A 22,287-nucleotide genomic window follows, 5' to 3' on the forward strand; every position below is an offset into this window, starting at 1 on the left:
CCGTTATTCCAGGCCAAACAGGTGTTTGAGCCAGGGCATCACCAGCGTAATGGGAGGACGTTCCCTCAGTTTTATTTGCGCGGTGCACAGGGTGCCTCCGCTCACTTCCACTTTGGAGCCGGCGCGCGACGACCACTGCAAACCGCTGCGGGTGGACGGATTTTTCAATAGGCTTACCCTGACCGCAACAGGGGGACCTTGTTTGGAAAGCAGGCTGTCCACCACCCGATCGCGATGCAATATGGCCAGCATGCCTTCGCGAGTCGCCGGAAATAGCGAAACCGATTCCACGCGTCCAACGATAAAGCCGAATTCCTGACGCTTGGCGGTATCGGGCGAAAGCTGCACCTCCATACCTACCCGCACGTTTTTCGCTTCCCCGAGCGGCGGGAGATAAATCTCTGCTTCCAGTTCGCTGGTTTCGTCTTCGACGTCGATTATCGGCGACATCGCGTTGACGGCGCTGCCTTCCGTTGCCTTGATTTCAATCACACGCCCTTCGTATGGGCTAACCACGGTCGAAGTCAGCGTGAGATTCGCATCGTTTTGACGCAATTGACCGCGCGCGTTCTGCACACGTTCATGAATACCGATCAGTTGCTGTCTGGAGTTGGTCTCGGCGACATTGTGTTCATGCGCCAATTGTTTGAGTTGGGCATCGTAATTCTGAATGTCCTGCCGCGCCTGGAACAATGCCTGGCGCGAATTTTCATAGCTTTGCCGGGTAATGATGCCGTCCCGCAACAACGCTTCCTGACCTTGCAGAGTCAACTGCAACGACTGCACCAACTCGCCCTTGGCTTCCTTACCCAGAGCAATAGCCTTTTCCCGCTGCTTGAAATGCTGACGGCTCAATTCGAGATTGTGTTCCACCGCCTGCGCCATGACGGATTCTTCCTGCTCCAGCTCGGCCAGATTGACTTTGGCCGCATCACGTTGCGAACTCGCTACCGGCTGGGCAATGCTGGCGATGATCTGGCCTTCCATCAGACGATCGCCGGGTTTAAGCGGCTCGAGGTGAGAAATTACTCCCGCTCCCTGCGCCACAACCACATGAACGCCGCCGCGCTTGAGCAATATCCCCTGTCCGGCGATGCGGGTAGGTATGGAGCCGAACACGCTCCAGAACAGCGTGGCGGCCAGCGCCAGCATCAAACCGCTCAGCGCAATCCAGCCTCGGCGGCTGGTGACCTGCATCAATTGGTCAAGCTGTTCCGGCGCGCTCAACTGTTGCAAAGCGCTCTTGCGGAATAGGGAATCTTTCATGGCATTCTCATATCGGAGTCCGGATGCAACGGCACGGTGGTCAATCGCTCCAGATTGATATCGCGGGACTCGTCGCCCGGCGCAAACAGCGACGCCGTGGCGAAGCGATAGCGCACCACGGCATTGGCCAGATTCATTGCCGCCTGGGTTTTAGCCAGTTGCGCCTGGGTCAGGTTCTGTTCGACCATCATCACGTTGATGACGGTGGACATGCCCGCAAGCTGTTTCTTTTTCTCGCTCTGGAACGCCTGTAAGCGGCTATCGACAGCGGTCGAGGCAAACCGCAAGCTATTCATGCTCTGCTGCAAGCCGCTGGTCGCCACCTGCACCGACGAAGCAATGGAGCGCGCCAGATTTCCCTGAAGAATCTGCGCTTCGGTCATCGACGAAGCGGTTTGGCGGAATTGGCCTTTCGCTTTTTCATTGGCAAACGGAAACTCGTAACTGAGAGTTGCGCCTCCGGTATATCCCTGGATGTTTTGGCCGTAGGCTGTCAACAGATTCATCGCAACCACCGAATTGGACAATCCCGTGTAGCCAATATCCAGACTTAAATTCACCTTGGGCTTGAGCTCGCTCTCGGCGCCTCCCAGCAAGGCCTGATAATACTGCATGTGTTGCTCGGCGGCGAGCAGATCGCTGCGATGGCCAAACGCATACGCTGTCATTCTGTTCAGGTTGGAGGTTGCATACGCCACTGCATCCGTATGAGGAACAGGAAAACTGTCCGAAGGCAAAGGGATCGCAGCCAAATGGTCCGCGGGCACCCCCATCACCATGCCCAGCGTCTGACGAGCTGAGACCAGTCCCTGTTCAGCTTGCGCGCGATCCGCTTCCGCGCCCGCCAGTGACGCCTGATAGTTGTTGAGATCCGAACGCGGGATTTGGTCGGCATCTGCCAGACGAAAGCCATCCTCCAGCAATTTACGGTTTCTTTCCTCAGCCGCCCGCCAAATTTCGAGCTGTTGAGCAACCGCCACATAGGCCCAGTAGGCAGACACCGTTTTCTGCAGTTCATCAGCCACCGTCTGCCATAATTCGTAACGCGTCTTGTCGAACCCGTGCTCCGCCGCAATTTCCTGCGCAGCGGTCGCCTTGACCCCTAAACCGCGCAGCAAAGGTATGACTATATTCAGATTAATAGTCGCGGAGGTATTTGGAGCCGTATTATTAAAATCCTGGGTAGTAAATCGGGCTGTCGATACGGTCGGCGTCACCTGTATGCCGGAGCGGAATAATTGGCTCAGACCGAGTTTATAAAACATGTTATCGAACTCGGTCACTTGCAAACCGCGAGCGGTGGCTGCATATGTATTGCCATACATGATGGAGGACTTATTATGAGCAACCCCACCGGAGGCTTGCGATATGGTATTAAACTGACCGTGCGCGCTGGTCAGGCTGCCGGCCGCCGCTTCCATGCGCTGCTGCGCCGCAAGAATAATCGGGCTGGCTTCCAGGGTTACGCGCACCGCCTGCAGAAGGCCGATTTTTTCCATTGCGCCGTTATTCGGCGACACTATTTCCCCCTGCTCCACAGGAACAAGCGCTCCATATCCGGCATCGATTAAACAGCCCCATAAGAGCAAGCTGACAAGCGCGACGTACAATTTATGTACTGGCTTCATAAAATCCGTTTATGAACATACATGTATTTTCATGATTTGACTACGTTTTTACTCTGTATACGTTTTTGATATTCATCGGTTCCCAGGAAATCGCTGATTTAACCAAAACAGGCAGACGGCGGCATCGTAAAATCAACGCATTGTCAGGCGATTTTACTGCAAAAAGCTTACCGTTAGCCCTGATCCTGTCGAAGAACTTAATCAGCGCATCGTTAAACGATCCCGCTTTTCGATAATGCGATTACATCGAACGAAAGTACTATAAGGCATCACTCAACAACCACCAGCTAAAGCTGCTGGGTTGAAGATCGGCGGACTAAACCGCCAACTGAAGAATATGTGATCAAGACTAACTGACGTTGAAAATCACTTTTGCTCGCTTCCTGGCCGCTAAGGGATTTGCGGACGGCACAAGAGGATATTTCCACGATGGTTAGACATGCACACTTACATCTAAAGCCGGTGGATTTAAACCACGGACTGCCGCACATTCGTACCCGCTAAAATCGCCTTATGGAATTAAAATGCTCAAGTTAATTCCCTGCTTTGATTCGCAAAGTATTGTACTCTAAATACCTCATGCGGCTCCAGAAAACCAACCCCGAAAGGTATTCGTGCCCTGCGACACTCGCTTATTACGCCATTAAACACATCAATAACTCAAGACTTTATGCCTACGTTTCGGAACCCCCCGTCACCGAAGCGAAAAAGAGGGCGTTTCAGGCACCCTTCTATCACTGCTTTTCCTAAGTTATTAAAATCAACGCCTCCAACAACTTGATCCAGCATTTCATCAGAAAGTTCGTTTGGCTTGGCTGGAATCACCAAATGGAAAACGCTTTCGGTATTTTCTACCGCTTTAATGTTAACCCCTTCAGTAACATCTATATTTTCCTCTTGCAGTGTTTTTACTGTATTAGCTAACAGCCTGATTTTGAAATCCTCATCTGCCCAGCATTTTGCTATTATTTCCTGTATTTTTTCTGCTTGTTGAATTGCATTATTTTCAAGCGCTTCCGAATCGGAATTCATCTGAATGCTCCTATACTTTTATCTAAAAATTGACCATTACCCCATCAATTTTTCAATCTATGCTCAAGAACGCGCCGTATTTCTGATTTAATGAGGCAACACATAACGTCGACCTGTGATTGTTGACAGAGTGATGTTTTGATCATCAAAATTTATTCCACACCTTCCCCTGGAGCCAACGTCCCAATTTAGCTCTTGGCGAATTGTGCTTTTCCTCGTCGGTGGGATGTCGCCAACCACCCGGCGTAGCCCTGTAATTCGTATCAGTATGCTGGTCATGAGCTGCATATGCCAGCCCCGCCACTGCAAATATGCCGCCTCGTCCCCCTACAATCTCCTCCAACTCCTCATTTGAAATCTCGGTATTTCTTTCAGGAATGACCAAATGAAACAGGCTATTTGTATTTTCTACCGCTTTTACAGTAACGCCTTCTGGAGTATCTACGCCTTCCTCTTTTAAGGTTTTCATTGTATCGACCAGCAGCTTTTCCTTGAACGCCTCGTCAGCCCAGCATTTCAATATTAAACGGGACAATTGTTCTTCATTTTCATCAGGCAGCACATCGCCGTCAACACGTTCGATCTCGTTATTCATAATATACACCATACTACGCCAAATAAAAAATTGAAGTTTAGCCGCCTTTCCATTTCACTTAAGCGCGCCAAATCCCACCCTACTTTTTCGATAAGTAGGCTCCACCTCCAACCAACCCACCTCCAAGCCCTAATGCGCCTCCAATCTTTACCGCATTTTTTAATATATTTGCACTTTTCATAGCTTGAGCTCGTTGCGTTACACGAGCAAGGGAAAAAATCCCTCTTTTCATCATCCAGGCGTACTTAAGTCTTCCCCCAACGATATCGTCAAGTTCTTCATCTGATATATCGGTAACATTTTCAGGAATAACCAAATAATGCAAACTATCTGTATTTTCCAGGACCTTGACATTTATATCGTCAGAAATATCTACACCTTCTTCCTTCAATGTTTCCTTCGCATTAGCAAATAATTTAGCCTTGAACGCTTCGTCCGCCCAACACTTCAATATCAGACGATGAAATTGCTGACCATGTTCGTCAAGCTGCGCTTTATCTTCACTCTTGAGTTGATTAATCATAATATACCTCGGCAATGCTTTTATAAAAAAGCAGCGATAATGCTCCTAAAATATTACCACTTAAAGCATCACTTACAAATAACCATCGCCCTCCATTTATTCAATTGTTCTCATTAGATGTTTTAGCGCGCATCATGCCGGAAAGACCATACCAGAATATCCAAAGATATTTCAGTTACTTATTTCTTGAAATTGGACAACACACCGTTAAAACAAATCCTCATCTGAACTCCTTTCTTGATGATTTGCCTTGTATAACACCTGCTATCGCCCCTGGACCAAAAAACCCGATAATAACTGCGTTCCTTTAGCTGCGTGCCTGATCAATGCCCATCGTCCTTTACCACCGACAACTGCTTCTAGCTCATCATCCGACAGCGCATATGGCTTTCCTTGAATTATCAAGTGGCGTTGACTATCGATATCCGCCAGCGCTTGAGCATCGAGTCCTTCCCGCAGCGCAAACCTAGAATCCTTTATCGTTTTCATTGTATTCGGCAGCAGCTTTTTCTTGAACGATTCGTCTACCCAACACTTGGCAATCAGCCTGAAGTACAAATCCTCATTTTCATCTACTTGATATTCTGCCGGCTCAGCAACCATAAATACTTCTCTTTTTATCAGACCTTTCTTGCATCGAAAAACTAGGTAATAATTTAATTACAAAGAAATAATAGACGATAAGAATTTCATATCTGCGGAGGGTATCTTCGTTACTTTTTTCTCAAGAAATGAGAAACGCCGGCATATCCTGCTAGAGCACTCAGTGCGCCGCCGACAGCGTAAGCAACCGCTCTCGCATTAGCAGCTTTTTGTGCCATGATGACGACAGTAGAGGCGGCTCTTATTCTGCCGGCACCTCCGACAATGTCATCCAACTCTTCTTCGGACAACTCTGCAGGTTTACAGGGAATTACCAAATGCAGTAAATTTTCAGTATCTTCAACAACCTTAACAGAAACTCCTGCTTGAAGCTCAACACCTTCATTCCGCAAAGTTTCTTCAGGTTTAGCCATTAACTCGGTTTTAAAATCAGAGTTTTGCCAGCATTTTGCGATAACTTGCTGCATTTTTTGCTCTTGTTGCATTACCGCATCATCTTCTGTTGATATTTCCTGTTCGATATTCACTTTACTGCCCCTGTGATTGGCTTGTTTCAAACATTGAAAATAATTATTTTTTCAATTTATTAAGACCCAAAGCAGCGCCTGCACCAAGGCCTAAACCGGTACTGACTGCTATAATGCCCCCTGATATGGATTGGGCTGTTTTTGACAAGACTCTTATGGCCAACGCTGGATTACCATGCCTTCCAAGAACCATGGCTTTGGCTCCAGCACGACTCAATCCTTTCATCATTACAACACCATAACTGCCTCCAACAATGTCATTCAAATCTTCTTCAGATAATTCTTCAGGCTTATAAGGAATTACCAAATGAAATAACTTTTCTGTATCTTCAACAACCATGACCGATACACCTTCTTGAGGCTCCAGCCCCTCTTTTCGCAAGGTTTCGGCAGGATTGGCCATCAGCTCGGCTTTAAAGTCAGGACTCCGCCAGCATTTTGCAATAATTTTCTGGAATTTTTGCTCTTCTTGTATTACAGCATCTTCTTCGTTTTGCACTTCAGATTCGTTATTCATTTTTCTGCCCTTATGTTAGGTGGGTAATTGAAATATTTCTGATTGAATAAATTAAGCGAAGCCAGTCCCTACGTTGTCTGTCGCCAAAAAACTTCTATGGTTATCATGGTGGTGAAAAAAACCAAAAATCCACTATATCCTGTGTCTCGGCAACGAAGAAATAGACAATGGGTGACATGGAAATCGAGTTTTTCATCACCCTGCCAGGGAACCTCTGATCAAGCTCATAGCGAAAATATTATTTACCCTATATTCAATATTTTTAAATTTTAAAATCGGCAAAAATGGCACTTAATCAGACTCCCTAGGTATTTCGTTTTATCCAGTTAACGTCGCGATCTAATTCTGCTGCAATATGATCAGTTGGAAAGCTGCTCGGCTCGTTCATCATCTGGCCAGTGTGTTTAATATAGGCAACTGCTATACGAGGTCCACGTGAAGCGCGCCGAATAGTTTTCCATATTCCGCCTACAACGCCATCCAACTCCTGATCGGACAATTCCGCTGGTTTTTCAGGAATCACCAAATGATACATACTGCGTGTGTTTTCCACAGCCCTGATGGTCACTCCTTCTTGAACCTCAAAGCCTTCTTCTTTTAAAATTTCTGACGTATTCGTCAACAACTTGGCCTTGTAAGCCGCATCCGCCCAGCACTTGGCGATTAGACGAGCGAGTTGCTCGTCGTGTTCATCATATTCCGGGATTTGTTCTGCTGCTACTTCGTTCATTTCGTTACTCCATTTCAACAAAAAGTAATCGCATGTTTCTAATCCACTCTGTGCAAAGCACATGTCAATGCGCAGCAGGGTAGTGAAAAAATCGATTTTAACACCACCAACGGTGCCTTTACCTAATACAGAAACGCAGGATATGGTATGTTTTTGGATTCTTCACCACCCTGCCAAGTTATAATCCAAGTAACACGCGCTGCCAAAACTTTCTCCTTTTTAGCTTCACGCGCGCGCCCTTCGTACTCTGATGCGCCGGCGTTGGTCAAATTCTAACTCAACAAGTATATGTTTCGAGTATGACGGCTTCATGACTTAAGCAATTTATAACTGACCGGGCGTAAAGGAAATCGGAATTATCTTACCGTCACCAAGAACGTTGCCTACTAATGGACCAGGCCGCATTAGTAAGACTCGCTTCAAATTCTTTTGCTGCATTCTGTAACTGAGCATCTCTTTGAAAATTAATTATTTTACGGCAGTCGTTCCTCTAAAATTATCCCCAGACCCTTGTCGTGAATACGTAAATAACTCTCTCTTGCCCTTACCCAGATCCCGTACATTGCTATGCTTACCACCCCCAACCACTAGGGAAGCGCTGATTTAATCGGTTTTTGCGCGGACTTTCATGGCAACAGATTGATTTTACGTGTCAGTTATCAGCAATTTATGGATTAATCAGTGTTTCCCTGGATCAAGCTCAGCATCGCTTAATTCATTTACATCTGTGAAAGATATATCATTTTCTGTACTTATACCGGTCATTGAAAAAAATTTACTATAGTAAATAGTTGGCGGCTTTTACAAAACCTCATCGCCTCCTCTGCGTTTTCGACTGTTAATCCGAACAATTCTGCGGCCTCTCTAGGATTACCAGATGAAACGCGCTATCGGTATTCGCCACCGCTTTGACTGTAACGCCCTCTTGTAGCTCAAACCCTTCCGCTTTCAGCATTTCTGCAGCATTGGCCAACAGTTTTTCATTGGAGCCATCCACTACCAAACGGCTGGGAATCGACCGGGTAAATTGCTCTTCATGTTCGTCAATTTGTTGCTTTGCTTGTTCTGCTTCTGCGTTCATAAACTAGTTCCTGTCATACAGTAACAGTAAAGGCGCGGTTTGACCCGTATAGACAATCTGTCACGCCAAAACCATATTTGAGAGACCTACAGGTAAGCGCTGATTAAATTCTTCGACACGCTCAGAGCCTGTTCTGAGCGTAGTCGTAAGTGAATGACAAGCGATTGTTTTCGTTCATGGTGAGCCCTTCGACTACGCTCAGGAAAACCTTGTCGAACCATGAACGAAAACGCTTTATTCACCGTTTCCATAGTCTGAGTACCCGCGCGTTGCAAAAAGTTCTCGACTGGCCTCATTTTTTAAATTAAACAGTCGTTCGGTATTTTCGACTACGGTAACTGTTACTGCTTCAGGAACGTCGAAGCCTTCTCCTCCTGTAAGGTTTCGGCCGTATTCGCCAGCAGCTTGGCTTTGAATGCTTCATCCGCCCAGCACTTAGCTATCAGGCGAGCAAATTGTTGTTCATGTTCATCGTATTCCGCGTGTTGTACTGTCGATACTTCGCTCATTGGTTTCTCCGTGAATTAAAGAAAAACTACGGCCCGCCTTGAAAACCCTTAACCGCCTATTGGATCGCTCCCGTCGGATTCATGAGCATAAAGTCGGTCAGGAATCGTTTCGACAGTACGTACACTATTGACGACTCCGGTCGCTCCCTGACGGGTACAAAAATTAGCCCAACGCCGCGCACATAGATGAGCCATCGCGACTATAATGAATCATAAAACGCTTGCCTCTCACGGGTGGCAGCTCCCATTTTTCCTCGTGCGCGATCGTACTCTTGGTCTGCCGCGCGCTCCTCAGCCCAACGGTTGGCTGCCCGGTCACTGACGGCGGCTGAGCCAAACAAGTCGCGTCCCGCTTTGTTGATTGCGCGGATGCCGCGCCTGACGAACGAGCCGCCGCCGACAACATCATTCAACTCTTCATCTGATAACTCCTCCGGTTTATTAGGAACAACCATGTAGACTTCACGTTTGGTATTTTCCACTACCTTGACAGTAACGCCTTCCGCCATTTCGAAGCCTTCTTCCTTCAGCGTTTCTGCCGTATTCGCCAGCAGCTTGGCTTTGAATGCTTTGTCGGCCCAGCATTTGGCTATCAGACGGGCGAATCGTTCGTCATGTTCATCGTATTCCGCGTGTTCTGCTGCTACTTCGTTCATTTGCTACTCCGTGAGTTAAAGAAAAAAGGTGAATCGCTCTCGTTTTCAACCTGCTCCGTTCAAAGCGCATCTCAATAGGATAGGTCTAATCTAGTAACACGCGTTAACAAAAAAGTTCTGGGCTTTTTAGGTGCAACGCTCCATTCGTATCCTGGCGCGCTTTCGCTGGCAAAAGCCAATTTATTGACAATACATATAAAATATGAAAGTTTAATGACCCAACCATTTATGCTTGCCCGTTGGCGTCGGCGACGCCTTCAACAATTCTTACGTCTGCAATTTCATCGGCTTTGACGAGTGTATCGCGCCGTTGACCAGGAAGGTCGAACCGTCGATTTCCTGGTCACTGCCGTGACAAGAAAGCGTTCTGCATTAAATTGCCGGTTAACGTAAAGGCACGCGATATCTCTACTGCGCTCGAAAGGATATTAACGCAACGCGTCTAATGGAAGAGCGCGACTAGTAGATCGTTCCGTCAATATCATTCCAGATTACCCTATAATAGCCCTGACTCTTTGCAACGCTTAATGGGGTGTGATCATCCATTACGGGGAAAACAAAACGTGCGGCACTGTTGTTGACGGAGGAACAAAAGACGATGATGAAACTTTCCAGGTCGAGAACCGCGCCGACACGCGAAGTTGAGCGCGCCAAGGTATTGATCGTCTATCGACGAGATCAATGCTTCACCCGTTATATTTCGATGGACAAATTCGACATAGGGTAGTCAAATATGTAACCATTTTTATGGAACGATCTACTGGTTTACTCCTTGAACCCGTCAGAGACACTTCTAAAAGTTGAAGTAAACATTCTAGGCAATGCGGTTGCAGCGCTAGCAACATCTTCTGACGTACGTACTACCTTTCTGGCTGTGCGGCCCAGAAATCCAGCGGGACCCCCGCCTACCACCCCATCCAACTCCTCGCCGGTTAATTCGGCCAGACGTTCCGGGATGACCAGATGATAAACGCTATTGCTGTTTTCCACGGCTCTGATGGCTAAGCCTTCTTCTATCTCATAACCTTCCTCTTTCAAAGTTTCCATCGTGTCGGATAGCAGCTTGGTTGGCTTTGAATGCTTCGTCAGCCCAGCATTTGGCTATCAGCAGGGAAAATTGTTCATCGTACTCATCGAGTTGATGCTCTGCATCTGCGTTCATAAGCTCATCCTCATAGAAAAGGCGCGGTTCGATCCGTTGATTTTATCTGTCCCACCCGAATCGCTTCAATGACACAGTTGTGTTTTGAGTAACAGCATGTATCAAAAAGTTCTCGCCTGATCCCACTTTTATCCGGCAACAGCGTTAGCAGGCCATCCTGACACGCGGCGAAAAAAAGTTGCCTGTTATTCCGCCCAAACCCAGCAGAAAACGCGGCAAACCGGCCAAATCGATGCCCACAGCCTGTGGGAACGATTCAAGGTCATTTGCTGCTGTTCGCCAAAAAACCGCATATGGACTTTACCAATAACCGCGCCGGGCAAAATTCAATAATAATGGGTCAAAGTCAAACAAAAGCTCTGCCTGCTCCTGCCCAGAAGACTGTGCACACGCCTATTGTCGAATATCCAGCTATCTGCAAAGCATAGCCGAGCGGGTATAAAATCCACTCATCGCGTTTCAAATCGCACTCGCTGGGAATGCCGCATTAATTGGGCGCAAGTAGTTACAATGTGGGTTATGTACGCTACCGTACCGATATTGCCTGGTGTTTTGGTTAGGCTCTGAAACCAAGTCGATCCAGTTGGCTTATTTTAGATAACCTTTGGAGCATCAATCATGGCAAATACCACCACCAGCGTGAATTTAACCGGTGTTACCGGCAACGTATACGCCACATCAGGCGTTACCACCTCATACAGCAGCGTGCCGCAGACCAATGCAATCAATTTCATAGTTGGTGCGGGCGCAAGCATACAGACCGCCAACCAGAACTATACCACCGATGCAGCAATCGGCTATCATCAGTTGGAAACCATTCAGGCTCAGGGTTCCTATGCTAATTTTACCGCATGGAGCTTCTCTGGTCTGGTTACCCTGACCAATACCGTCACCGGGCAAAGTATTGTATTCCAATTAACCCAGCCCAGCGGCGTCGGCGGCGCCAACAACTCCGGTGTCAATGTTCAATTTCTGGATGGCACCCTGGCGTTTACCTCCAATGTGAGCGTCAACGGTTCGTGGACGGTCTGGATCACCCAGGGTGGTTCCGATACGAGTACTTGGGGTACCAACTCCGTGGCGATCCCTTACACTGCGGCTACCGCTGTAAATCTGACCACACTGGGCGCTGCCGGTAACAACACCGTCAATTCGTTGGTTAATTCGTCGGGCGTGACGAGCACGAGCTGGACGTCATCCGGCGGTACTACTGCCTTTACCAGCGCGAATCTGAGCGGTTTGAGCGGCAACGTGTACGCAGCTGCGAACGATACCACCACTTACACCAATGTTCCGCTGGCCAATGCAGCCAACTTCATTGTAGGCGCAGGCGCAGGCGCACTCATCACTAATCCGAACTATACCACCGATGCCGTAACCGGCCCCCATGTACTGGAAACCATACAGATACAGGGTTCCTATACCAATTTTACCGCATGGAGCACCTATGGTCTGGTTACCCTGACCAATTTCGGCACCGGGCAGAGCATTGCATTCCAGTTGACCAAACCAGGCAACGGCGCCAACAGTTCCGGCGTCAACGTACAGTTCCTGGATGGCACCCTGGCGTTTATATCCACGGTGAGCTCCAGCGGTGCGTGGGGGATCTCGATTACCCAGGGTGGTTCCGGCGCCAGCAACTGGGGTACCAACTCCGTGAGTCTCCCTTACACAGCAGCTTCCGCAGTGAATTTGACCACACTGGGCGCTACCGGCAGCAATACCGTCAATCCGAATGTGAATTCGTCGAGCGTGGGAAGCTGGCCCTCGTCGGGCGGTACGGCGCCCGGCGGCACCACCTTTACGCTCACTACCACCGTGGGCAACTTTATTGGTGGGCCTGGTAATGACACCTTTATGGGCACCTTCAGTAATGGAGGGGTTAATACGTTTCTTGTTGGAGATGTGCTGACCGGTAACGGCGGTACCAATACACTGATAATTTCGCCCAACATAGCCAATACGGCAATGACACTGGATGATACCTACTGGGCCGGCGTTTCCGGCATCCAGAATATTATTTTCAACTCAACAGGCAACGGCGCACAAACCTTCAGCACAGGCGCTAGTTTTAATTCGGCATTCACACCAGGCGGCGTTAATCTGACGACAGCATCCACTGGCGGCGCGATTACTATCGGCATGGGTACGTTTACCGGGGCTACAACACTCACAACAACTTCCGCTGCCGGCGCGCAGACTATTACAACCGGGTCAGGTGTTGCCGTGGTGATAGCATCATCCGGTGCTGGTGCGTTAAATATCAGCGGGGCAAATCTTGCGGCAGTGACCGCATTAACGACAGGGGTAGGTGCGCAGACGATTACCAATACCGGTACAGGTGCTGTGACAGTGATAGCAACCGACGTTTCAGGAACGCAGACTATTACACTGGGCAACGGTAACAACATTGTAACTGATGTTACCGGTTCGGGTGCAGTAACGGTAATCGTGGGTACGGGCTCCAATACCCTGAGTATCGGTGCTGCAACTGCAACGGGAAACACCTCAGGCATCTTCAATGTGACTTACGGCACTCACAATTCAACCGGTCCGGATAGCATCACGGTAGGTACCGGCGGCACAACCTACGCCACTGCCGCCAATTATGTGATTACGGGTGCGGTTACCGGAGACCGCTTTACCTTTGCAGCGGATACCGCTTCTTCAAATGCCGCACTGACAACAATGGGAGCTACCACAATCGCATCAATTGAGGCTGCAGTCGCGGGTCACGCGCATGCTGTCGCCTACGGCCTCGTTGGCGGCAACACTTATGTGGCGGAATCGGTGTCAGGCACCTTGGGGATTACCGATACAACGCTGATCGAGTTGCTTGGGACGCATACGCTGACTGCTGCAACGGGTTACGTCACAGTTGCTTCGCCGGATGGCCCTACGCCTACGCCTACGCCTACGCCTACGCCTACGCCTACGCCTACGCCTACGCCTACGCCTACGCCTACGCCGCAGACATTTACGCTCACTGCCGGAGTTGGCAGCTTCGTTGCAACAACATCGGGTATTAACACTTTTAACGGCACCTACAGCGACGGCGGTGTTGGAGCAGGTAATACATTTCAAATTGGCGATACTATCACTGGTAATGGTAGTAACAATACGTTGAGTATCACCCCTAATACGGCGATTTTGGGTGGAACTGCTGCTACCTCATTTACGCCACAAGCCTCACCGGTAATAAATGACAGCATTTGGAGTCACGTCAGCGGTATCCAAAATGTTTCGATTACAACAGGCGCCGGCGCACAGACTATTACCTCAGGCGCTTTTTTTAATGCCGCATTCGCGGCGGGTATCAATCTGACGTCTATAGCCGCCGGCGGTGCGATTAATATTTTTATGGATGGGAGTAATGGTGGCACCCTGTTTAACGGCGCTGCAACAGTCACAGCAACGACATCCGGTGCAGGTGCGCAGACTATTGACGCCGGCTCAGGTCTTACCACAGTGATAGCATCATCCAACGGAGGCGCGCAGACCATTGTTGGCAGCAATTTTGCTGCCGTGTCGGCAATAAACACTGGCAACGGTGCGCAGACGATTACCAGTACCGGTACAGGTGCTGTGACAGTGATAGCAACCGACGTTTCAGGAACGCAGACTATTACACTGGGCAACGGTAACAACATTGTAACTGATGTTACCGGTTCGGGTGCAGTAACGGTAATCGTGGGTACGGGCTCCAATACCCTGAGTATCGGTGCTGCAACTGCAACGGGAAACACCTCAGGCATCTTCAATGTGACTTACGGCACTCACAATTCAACCGGTCCGGATAGCATCACGGTAGGTACCGGCGGCACAACCTACGCCACTGCCGCCAATTACGTGATTACGGGTGCGGTTACCGGAGACCGCTTTACCTTTGCAGCGGATACCGCTTCTTCAAATGCCGCACTGACAACAATGGGAGCTACCACAATCGCATCAATTGAGGCTGCAGTCGCGGGTCACGCGCATGCTGTCGCCTACGGTCTCGTTGGCGGCAACACTTATGTGGCGGAATCGGTGTCAGGCACATTGGGGATTACCGATACAACGTTGATCGAGTTGCTAGGCACGTATACGCTGGCTGCTGCAACGGGCTACGTAACAGTAACTCCAAATCCACAGACATTTACCCTCACTGCCGGAGTCGGCAGCTTTGTTGCGACAACAGCCGGCGTTAACACGTTTAACGGCACCTATAGTGATGGAGGAGTTAGTAGCCCTACGCCTAATACATTTCAAATTGGCGATACTATCACTGGTTACGGAACCAACAATACGCTGAATATCACCCCTAATACAACAATTGGAGCTGGAGCTGCTGCTACTTCATTTACGCCACAAGCCTCACCGGTAATAAATGACAGCATTTGGAGTCACGTCAGCGGTATCCAAAATGTTTCGATTACAACAGGCGCCGGCGCACAGACTATTACCTCCGGCGCCTTTTTTAATGCGGCATTCGCGGCAGGCGGCGTAAATCTGACGTCGATAACCACTGGCGGCGCGATTAATATTTTCATGGATGGAAGTAATGGTGGCACCCTTTTTACCGGAGTTGAAACAATCACGGCAACAACATCCGGTGCAGGTGCGCAGACCATTGACACCGGCTCTGGTCTTACCACCGTGATAGCATCAGCCAATGGTGGTGCGCAAACCATTGTTGGTGCAAATCTGGCGACAGCGTCGGTAACAAACACTGGCAACGGCGCTCAGACGATTACCAGTACGGGTGCAGGTGTTGTCACACTAACGGCAGTAGGCTTTTCAGGCGCGCAGACGATTACAACGGGTGCAGGCAACGATATTTTAAACGTGACGCTCTCTGCCGGAGCAATCAATACCATTTCAACGGGCGCAGGCAACGATACGATTAACCTCTTTTATGCTGCTGGCGCGGCTTCAACCAACACCATTACAGGCGGCCTCGATGCGGACACTATCAGCCTGGGCAGTCAAACCACCGGTACAGTCGATACTCTGGTCTATGCGGCACTTACCGGTACCAATGATACAGGCTCGGCTATCACCGCCAACGGCGCGCACTGAGCGGTGTCGACGTTATCAGCGGCGCAAGAACGGGGGACGTAATCAATCTTGGCGCTGCTGCCGGTGCGCTGACCAACGCACTGCTTGGCGTTTTCACAGCACCGGTTGTTGCCGGTGTGGCGTCTGCGGAAATCGTGCGAGGTAATTATACTGGCGGAACCAATGGTACGTTTACTGCCTCTGCTGCTGGTACCTCATCCCTGGTTCAATGGGCCGATGCGACTGTCGGCCACGGTACGGCTGCGGTTGTCCTCGTTGGTTATGCTGATACCGGGGCTACGGCTTTTACCGGAGCGGGGCTCATCACCCTCGCTTAAGGAAATTGCGGGGAGAATGCGTGGGTAGCCGCACGCCGATTCCGAGGGGCCGCCCCCCTCACCTTTGATACAGCATTGCGTGATACACCCATTGCGTTAAAAGGCTTACGCATCCACGCATTCGTGACACACTAACGGCTCGCGTTTGAAAACGGAGGTAAGTAAATGACAACGGTCGATGGCGTTCAGCCAGCCTGGCATGATTGGATTGTAACCAACCTGCGGCGGGGGTGTAATCGGCAATCAATGATCGAATCCATGGTGCAGGCGCAATTCGACGCCGCATTTGCATCGACATGCATTGAGTGTATAGCAAAGGATATGAAAAATGGAGCATCCTCTCGTCTTTCACCCAGCGAACCTTACCGGTATGAGGCCGGCCGTATTGCCTCAGGCAATATCATTGCACTATCTGATTTCACAGTCAAAGTCGCATTTCGTTTGAATCGGCCTGATGTGGTTCTTTTGGAGGGGTTCATGAGTAATGCGGAATGCGACGAACTGGTGGCTCTGTCCAGGCAGAAGTTGTTGCCATCCACTATCGTTGACCCGCAATCCGGCGATACAAAAATAATTGCGGCGCGCAGTAGCGAAGGCACGTATTTTCAGCGAGGTGAAAATGAATTGGTTCGGCGTTTGGAACGACGCATGTCGGAGTTGATGAACTGGCCGGTGGAACGCGGTGAAGGTATCCAGATATTGTACTATCGAGTCGGCGCCGAGTATCGGCCTCACTTCGATTATTTCCCAGTGCAAGACCCGGGCAGCGCGCCGCATTTGGCGAAAGGCGGCCAGCGGGTGGCTACGTTGGTGATGTATCTGAATGATGTGGCCGATGGAGGAGGCACGTTTTTTCCAAACATCGGCCTGAATGTTACCCCCCTATGTGGCTCGGCGCTTTATTTTGCATATGCAAATTCAATGTCTCAGGTTGATCCGGCTACGCTACACGGCGGCTCGCCAGTGTTGGCCGGCGAAAAATGGATTGCCACCAAATGGTTGCGGCAAAATCAATATGGGGGATGACACATTCCAGCGAGGTGTTGTTTAGGGATCAATGGATGCGCTTGCGGCAGTCGCAAACTTGACCCATGGCTGCGGACGGGCCGCTGGTGTTCAGCCACCCGAGTCCGGCAATAAAATACGGAGAAAACGTATCGAGGAAGAAGTAAAACGGTTACGACGCGGGCAAAAAAGTTTCCGGCATCAAGCGGCATATTGCTGTGGACACGCAGGGTCTGCCGCATGCGATTGCGGTCAGTGCGGCAGAAGTAACCGATCGCCAGGGAGCGCTGGCGGCCTTCGATTGATGTTTCCCGACTCTTCAGCAGGTGCGTAGCGTGCTGGTTGATGGAGACTACAGCGGACAACCGTTTGCCGAGGCGATTAAAGAGAAACTGGGGGCAACCGTGCAAGTAGCGAGGCGTAACGAGCTACATACCTTTGCAGTAATACCTCAACGCCGGGTGGTTTAACGTTCTTTCGCCTGGTTGGAAAAATGCCGGCGTTTATGGAAAAACTGCGAGCGTGGGCTCAACACCAGCTTGCAGTTTATCCATTTGGCCTTCCTGGCGTTATTACTGAAAAGATTATGAACAGCGTCTAAGGCAGAGCCCGTACCCTTCCGCGCGTTACATTTTTTTCAAACAAGTTCAGTTGTGAAGATTTCTGATCCTGTCGCTTTGATATTTTAACGCACAAAGAAGGCCTCCACTGCGTTGTAAACAAACTTTTTATTCGCCACATCTCCGCGCCTCCGCGTCAACTAACCTCATCCGCGACATATTCGCGCTCCGTGCTACACCGAACATACGGCGTAAGATTTTTTCTGTATGGTTGAACTCGATTACAGACATCCGTCATGTTTCGAATCAGGAAATCAAAGGCATATGCCACATCAAATGAACCTGCAACAACTGCTCGGCAAGCGCAACAAGATCGTCAGCGCCGCCGAGGCCGTGCGTCTGATTCGTGATGGCGATACGGTCGCTACCGGCGGCTTTGTCGGCATTGGTTTCGCCGAAAATATTGCCGTTGCGCTTGAGCAGCGCTTTCTCGGTACCGACCGGCAATCACCGGCAGGTAGCCCGCGCAATCTTACGCTGGCGTATGCCGCCGGGCAGGGTGACGGCAAGGAGAGAGGCCTCAACCACTTGGGTCATGAAGGACTGGTAGCGCGTGTCATCGGCGGTCACTGGGGGCTGGTGCCGAAACTACAGCAACTTGCCGTCAACGATCGCATTGAAGCTTACAACTTGCCGCAGGGCGTCATCACCCACCTGTTCCGGGATATTGCCGCGGGCAGACCCGGTCTGCTCACCCGCGTCGGCCTCGGTACCTTTGTCGACCCCCGGTTTGGCGGCGGCAGGATCAACGCCATCACAAAGAAAAATCTCGTCGAGTTGATGATCATTGACGGCGAGGAGCATCTCTTTTACAAGTCATTTCCCATCCATGTCGGTGTCGTTCGCGGTACCACGGCGGACCCCGACGGTAATATCACCATGGAAAAGGAAGCACTGCCAGTTGATGCGCTGGCTATCGCAATGGCCGCACATAACTCGGGGGGTATCGTCATCGTCCAGGTCGAGCGTATCGCCGAGCGCGGTTCGCTTAATCCCCGTCAGGTCAAGATTCCTGGCATTATGGTCGATTGGGTGGTGGTCGCCGAAAAACCCGAATATCACATGCAAACCTTCATAGAGCACTATAACCCGGCGTTCTCCAGCGAGATCAAAGTACCGGTCTCTTCAATCCCGACGATGGAACTCTCCGAACGCAAGATCATTGCTCGCCGCGCGGCGCTTGAACTTAAAGCCAACGATATTGTTAACCTGGGCATCGGCATGCCCGAGGGCCTTGCCAACGTTGCCGCCGAAGAAAAGATCATCGAGTTGATGACGCTCACTGCCGAACCTGGCGTTATCGGCGGTATTCCGGCAGGAGGGCTGAACTTCGGTGCCGCCATCAACGCAGAAGCAATCATCGACCAGCCCTACCAGTTCGACTTTTACGACGGCGGCGGGCTCGATCTAGCTTTCCTTGGGCTGGCTCAGGTCGACACCTGCGGCAATCTCAACGTAAGCAGGTTCAACCAGCATCTGGCCGGTGTCGGCGGCTTCATCAACATCAGCCAGAATGCCAGGAAGGTGGTATTCGTCGGCACGTTTACCGCCGGTCAATTGGCTGTGGCGATCAACGACGGCAACTTGAAAATACTCAATGAAGGCGAATTGACAAAGTTTGTTAATACTGTCGAACAGCGTACCTTCAGTGGCGAATACGCCTTCAAGCGCGGTCAGCAAGTCCTCTACGTCACCGAACGCTGCGTATTCAGCCTGATCGAGAACGGGCTGGAACTGATAGAGATAGCCCCAGGCATTGATCCGGAATGCGACATCCTAGAGAGGATGGCCTTCCGCCCCGCGATCTCGCCTACGCTAAGGACGATGGATCCGCGCATCTTCCGAGACGAGCCGATGGGAATGCGTGACGATATGCTGGCCCGGTAATGAAAAACTGCGCTTCGCTATTCCCGATCGACTCGCTGACCGGACAATCACTAGTGACCAGCCAGCGCTGGTTCGTGCGGTAAAGTTACACATAACACACTTACTGAAAAGAGATAGAACAATGAGTGAAATTAGTATTATCGGTGCATACAACACCGAATTCGGAGCCTTCGTCGTCGAGAACGAGACCAGCGGCCTGATGACCGACACAAAGACCTACTACGATCTTCTAATCGAAGCCGGGCGCGGCGCTATCGTCGATTCGGGCCTGGAAGCGAAAGACATCGACGCCATCTATGTCGGTTCCTCTTCTCCATCATTGTTCGTCAATCAGGAGCATGTTGCGCCGATTGCCGCGGAGATAGATCCGGTTTTGCGTTTCAAACCGATGACTCGCTGTGAGAGCGCCTGCGCTTCGTCGTCGGTGGCTCTGTACAACGCCATCTATGCCGTGGAGGCCGGACGAGCCCGTCGCGTGCTTGTAATCGGCGTCGAAAAAATGAACCTGCTGCCCACGCCGCAAATGACGCATGTTTTGGCCTGTTGTTCGCATTGGCCGAGCGAGGGATCAAAGGGCTGGTCGTTTCCGATGCTGTTCGCCGCGTATGCTAAGGCTTATCAGGCCCATTACATGATTCCGCCCGAGGAATTCGAAAAAATGCTGTACACGGTTGCCGCCCTTGGCTATAAAAACGGCGCGGAGAATCCGCTCGCTCACATGAAGGATGGTCCCAGCTCCGTCGAGGCGATCATGAAACTCAACGAGCCGGATGCGCGAGGCAAGCGCCATAACATGATGATTGCCGAGCCTCTGCGTATGCACGATTGCTCGCTGGTGTCGGACGGCGCGGCGGCGCTTGTAATCACCCGGACCGCCCATGTTAGCAACAAACATCGCGCGGTGGAAATCGCCGGCATCGGCCATTCGGTCGAACGGCTGCCGGAAAACGTACGCCCCAACATGCACGAGTTGATGGCCGGGAAGGATGCCGCTGCGAAAGCGTACAAGGAAGCCAACATTACATCGGACGATATCGACTTGGCCGAAGTGCATGACTGCTTCACTATCAACCAGATCCTGTCTACCGAGGCGCTCGGCCTATCCACGGATGGCCGTGGCGGCTACGACTATCTCGATGGTCGCTTCACGCGGGACGATAAGGTGGCTGTGAATCTGTCCGGCGGCCTGAAGGCCAAAGGACACCCGGTGGGCGCAACCGGCGCCTCCATGCATACATTGATCTACAAGCAGCTCATAGGTGAAGCAATCGGCGTGAAAGCAAAGAAGGCGGATATTGGCGTGGCGTTCAATGTTGGCGGTTCCGCCGTCACTAATTGCGTCACTGTATTGAGAAAACTGTGATCGCGGCCGTAGCAAGGACAACGATGAAGAACATGATCTACAACGACATGGCGTTCTCGATAGCCAAGACCGGTAGTGGATGGGATATCACCCGCAAACTCCCGAACGGTGATATCGCCTTGGTCGGCGTGAGCCTGTTCGCTGACCTGCCGGATGGCGACGCCGAAGCTCGGGCGCAGTCGCTGGTCAGGACGATATTTCCTGTCGGAGTAAAGATTTTCGGCCCGGATGTTGCGCATCCAAACAGGGTGGATGATCTCATGATTGTCGGGCCTGACGTAGGCCATCCGAACTTCATCTACTGGGAAGAGGACAGCACGTCCTTTGCCCGGTAACGCATTCGATCAATAAGGAATACATTATGGAAATCAATGGCAGCGTGGCACTCGTCACTGGAGGCAGTAACGGCATCGGTAGTGCCGTAGCCAAATTCCTTGCCAAGCGGGGCGCCAAGGTGGCCGTCGTCGGCAGATTACAGGAGAACATTGATCTTGTCGTCAAGGACATCAAGGACATGGGTTGCGAAGTGGTAGGCATCCTGGGCAACGTCACTAGTGAAGCAGACACCGCGCGATTCATCCAGGCGACGCTGAAGGCTTTTGGCAAGCTCAATATCGTAGTGGCCTCGGCCGGCATTATTCGCGACGGTACGATGCTGAGTCTGGACAAGGACACCGGTAAGGTATCCCGCAAGATGGGTCTCAACAAGTGGCAGCCGGTGATCGATGTCAATCTGACAGGTACTTTCCTGACGCTGCGTGACGCCGCAGAAGCGATGGTTAACGGCGGATGGGAGGGGCTGCTGGTACCGATCTCATCAATCAACAAAGTTGGACAGGTCGGCCAGATAAATTACTCATCGACCAAGACCGCCGTTGCCCTGATGCCCAAAATTATCATCGGCGAATTCCTCATGCGCGGCATACGCAACATCCGCTGCGTCGGTATCGCGCCAGGCTATACCGCGACCCGTATGCTCACCGGGATGAATCAGGATGCCCTGAAGGCTCTCATAGAGGACGTGCATATCGGCCGTCTGGTTGAACCGGACGAAATCGCGGCGTTGATCTGTCATTGCGTCGAGAATGTCGCGCTCAACGCCACGACCATCGAAATCACCGGTGGCCTGTGCTATCCGAATGGGATCGCGAAGTGATTTGGCTTTTCAATCTAAATAATACAAAATTATTACTCTAATTAACTGT

21 protein-coding genes and 1 pseudogene are annotated in these 22,287 nt (G+C 50.7%); 8 read left to right on the forward strand and 14 right to left on the reverse strand.

Annotation, left to right across the window (positions count from 1 at the left end; genetic code table 11):
- Positions 1-3 precede the first annotated feature (3 nt).
- The 12 genes from F6R98_RS11900 to F6R98_RS11955 all read right to left on the reverse strand — a co-directional run bounded on the left by F6R98_RS11900 (position 4) and on the right by F6R98_RS11955 (position 9,667).
- Positions 4-1,266: an NHLP bacteriocin system secretion protein gene (locus F6R98_RS11900; RefSeq protein WP_153249212.1), complete on the reverse strand. Its 1,263-nt coding sequence runs from the start codon at positions 1,264-1,266 to the stop codon at positions 4-6.
- Positions 1,263-2,786, reverse strand: coding sequence for a TolC family protein (locus F6R98_RS11905; protein WP_194269913.1), 1,524 nt, complete (start codon positions 2,784-2,786; stop codon positions 1,263-1,265). Before F6R98_RS11905 ends, F6R98_RS11900 begins: the two co-directional genes overlap by 4 nt.
- A gap of 768 nt (positions 2,787-3,554) precedes the next feature.
- Entirely contained in the window at positions 3,555-3,926 is a 372-nt protein-coding gene (locus F6R98_RS11910) for an NHLP leader peptide family RiPP precursor (protein ID WP_153249214.1), read from the reverse strand.
- Positions 3,927-4,071: 145 nt separating this feature from the next.
- Positions 4,072-4,521, reverse strand: a complete 450-nt coding sequence (locus F6R98_RS11915) for an NHLP leader peptide family RiPP precursor (RefSeq protein WP_153249215.1) — start codon at positions 4,519-4,521, stop codon at positions 4,072-4,074.
- Between the two features lie 79 nt (positions 4,522-4,600).
- Positions 4,601-5,044, reverse strand: coding sequence for an NHLP leader peptide family RiPP precursor (locus F6R98_RS11920; protein ID WP_153249216.1), 444 nt, complete (start codon positions 5,042-5,044; stop codon positions 4,601-4,603).
- Between the two features lie 264 nt (positions 5,045-5,308).
- Positions 5,309-5,647: a hypothetical protein gene (locus F6R98_RS11925; RefSeq protein ID WP_153249217.1), complete on the reverse strand. Its 339-nt coding sequence runs from the start codon at positions 5,645-5,647 to the stop codon at positions 5,309-5,311.
- A gap of 110 nt (positions 5,648-5,757) precedes the next feature.
- A complete protein-coding gene (locus tag F6R98_RS11930) occupies positions 5,758-6,174 on the reverse strand; it encodes an NHLP leader peptide family RiPP precursor (protein ID WP_228124851.1) in 417 nt (138 codons plus the stop codon).
- A gap of 43 nt (positions 6,175-6,217) precedes the next feature.
- Positions 6,218-6,691, reverse strand: coding sequence for an NHLP leader peptide family RiPP precursor (locus F6R98_RS11935; protein WP_153249218.1), 474 nt, complete (start codon positions 6,689-6,691; stop codon positions 6,218-6,220).
- 304 nt (positions 6,692-6,995) lie between these two features.
- Complete coding sequence (locus tag F6R98_RS11940; RefSeq protein WP_153249219.1) at positions 6,996-7,421, reverse strand: NHLP leader peptide family RiPP precursor; 426 nt, start codon at positions 7,419-7,421, stop codon at positions 6,996-6,998.
- 838 nt (positions 7,422-8,259) lie between these two features.
- A complete protein-coding gene (locus F6R98_RS11945) occupies positions 8,260-8,502 on the reverse strand; it encodes an NHLP leader peptide family natural product precursor (protein ID WP_153249220.1) in 243 nt (80 codons plus the stop codon).
- A 341-nt stretch (positions 8,503-8,843) separates the two neighbouring features.
- On the reverse strand, positions 8,844-9,011 hold the full coding sequence (locus F6R98_RS11950) for a hypothetical protein (protein ID WP_194269914.1): 168 nt from the start codon (positions 9,009-9,011) through the stop codon (positions 8,844-8,846).
- A gap of 200 nt (positions 9,012-9,211) precedes the next feature.
- Positions 9,212-9,667, reverse strand: a complete 456-nt coding sequence (locus F6R98_RS11955) for an NHLP leader peptide family RiPP precursor (protein WP_153249221.1) — start codon at positions 9,665-9,667, stop codon at positions 9,212-9,214.
- Between the two features lie 598 nt (positions 9,668-10,265).
- Here F6R98_RS11955 and F6R98_RS22475 point away from each other — a divergent pair.
- The gene (locus F6R98_RS22475) at positions 10,266-10,394 is read left to right on the forward strand and encodes a hypothetical protein (protein ID WP_265588089.1); all 129 of its coding nucleotides are present in this window, start codon (positions 10,266-10,268) and stop codon (positions 10,392-10,394) included.
- Positions 10,395-10,432: 38 nt separating this feature from the next.
- Here F6R98_RS22475 and F6R98_RS21635 read toward each other — a convergent pair whose 3' ends face one another.
- Positions 10,433-10,714: a hypothetical protein gene (locus F6R98_RS21635; protein WP_194269915.1), complete on the reverse strand. Its 282-nt coding sequence runs from the start codon at positions 10,712-10,714 to the stop codon at positions 10,433-10,435.
- Positions 10,686-10,829, reverse strand: a complete 144-nt coding sequence (locus tag F6R98_RS11960) for a hypothetical protein (RefSeq protein WP_153249222.1) — start codon at positions 10,827-10,829, stop codon at positions 10,686-10,688. Before F6R98_RS11960 ends, F6R98_RS21635 begins: the two co-directional genes overlap by 29 nt.
- A gap of 618 nt (positions 10,830-11,447) precedes the next feature.
- Between F6R98_RS11960 and F6R98_RS11965 the strand changes: the two genes are divergently transcribed.
- The 7 genes and pseudogenes from F6R98_RS11965 (at position 11,448) to F6R98_RS11995 (ending at position 22,238) form a co-directional block, all read left to right on the forward strand.
- Positions 11,448-15,890, forward strand: a complete 4,443-nt coding sequence (locus F6R98_RS11965; RefSeq protein WP_153249223.1) for a beta strand repeat-containing protein — start codon at positions 11,448-11,450, stop codon at positions 15,888-15,890.
- Positions 15,891-16,372: 482 nt separating this feature from the next.
- Positions 16,373-17,233, forward strand: coding sequence for a 2OG-Fe(II) oxygenase (locus F6R98_RS11970; RefSeq protein ID WP_153249224.1), 861 nt, complete (start codon positions 16,373-16,375; stop codon positions 17,231-17,233).
- Positions 17,234-17,382: 149 nt separating this feature from the next.
- A pseudogene (locus F6R98_RS11975) lies at positions 17,383-17,802 on the forward strand (IS5 family transposase); the annotation flags it as partial.
- Between the two features lie 306 nt (positions 17,803-18,108).
- On the forward strand, positions 18,109-19,719 hold the full coding sequence (locus F6R98_RS11980; RefSeq protein ID WP_153249225.1) for an acyl CoA:acetate/3-ketoacid CoA transferase: 1,611 nt from the start codon (positions 18,109-18,111) through the stop codon (positions 19,717-19,719).
- A 121-nt stretch (positions 19,720-19,840) separates the two neighbouring features.
- Positions 19,841-21,082, forward strand: coding sequence for a thiolase C-terminal domain-containing protein (locus F6R98_RS11985; RefSeq protein ID WP_153249226.1), 1,242 nt, complete (start codon positions 19,841-19,843; stop codon positions 21,080-21,082).
- Positions 21,083-21,114: 32 nt separating this feature from the next.
- Positions 21,115-21,417: a hypothetical protein gene (locus F6R98_RS11990; RefSeq protein ID WP_153249227.1), complete on the forward strand. Its 303-nt coding sequence runs from the start codon at positions 21,115-21,117 to the stop codon at positions 21,415-21,417.
- 26 nt (positions 21,418-21,443) lie between these two features.
- Entirely contained in the window at positions 21,444-22,238 is a 795-nt protein-coding gene (locus tag F6R98_RS11995) for an SDR family NAD(P)-dependent oxidoreductase (protein WP_153249228.1), read from the forward strand.
- Positions 22,239-22,287 lie beyond the last annotated feature (49 nt).

Origin of the sequence: Candidatus Methylospira mobilis, from assembly GCF_009498235.1 — a bacterium.
Taxonomy (GTDB): domain Bacteria; phylum Pseudomonadota; class Gammaproteobacteria; order Methylococcales; family Methylococcaceae; genus Methylospira; species Methylospira mobilis.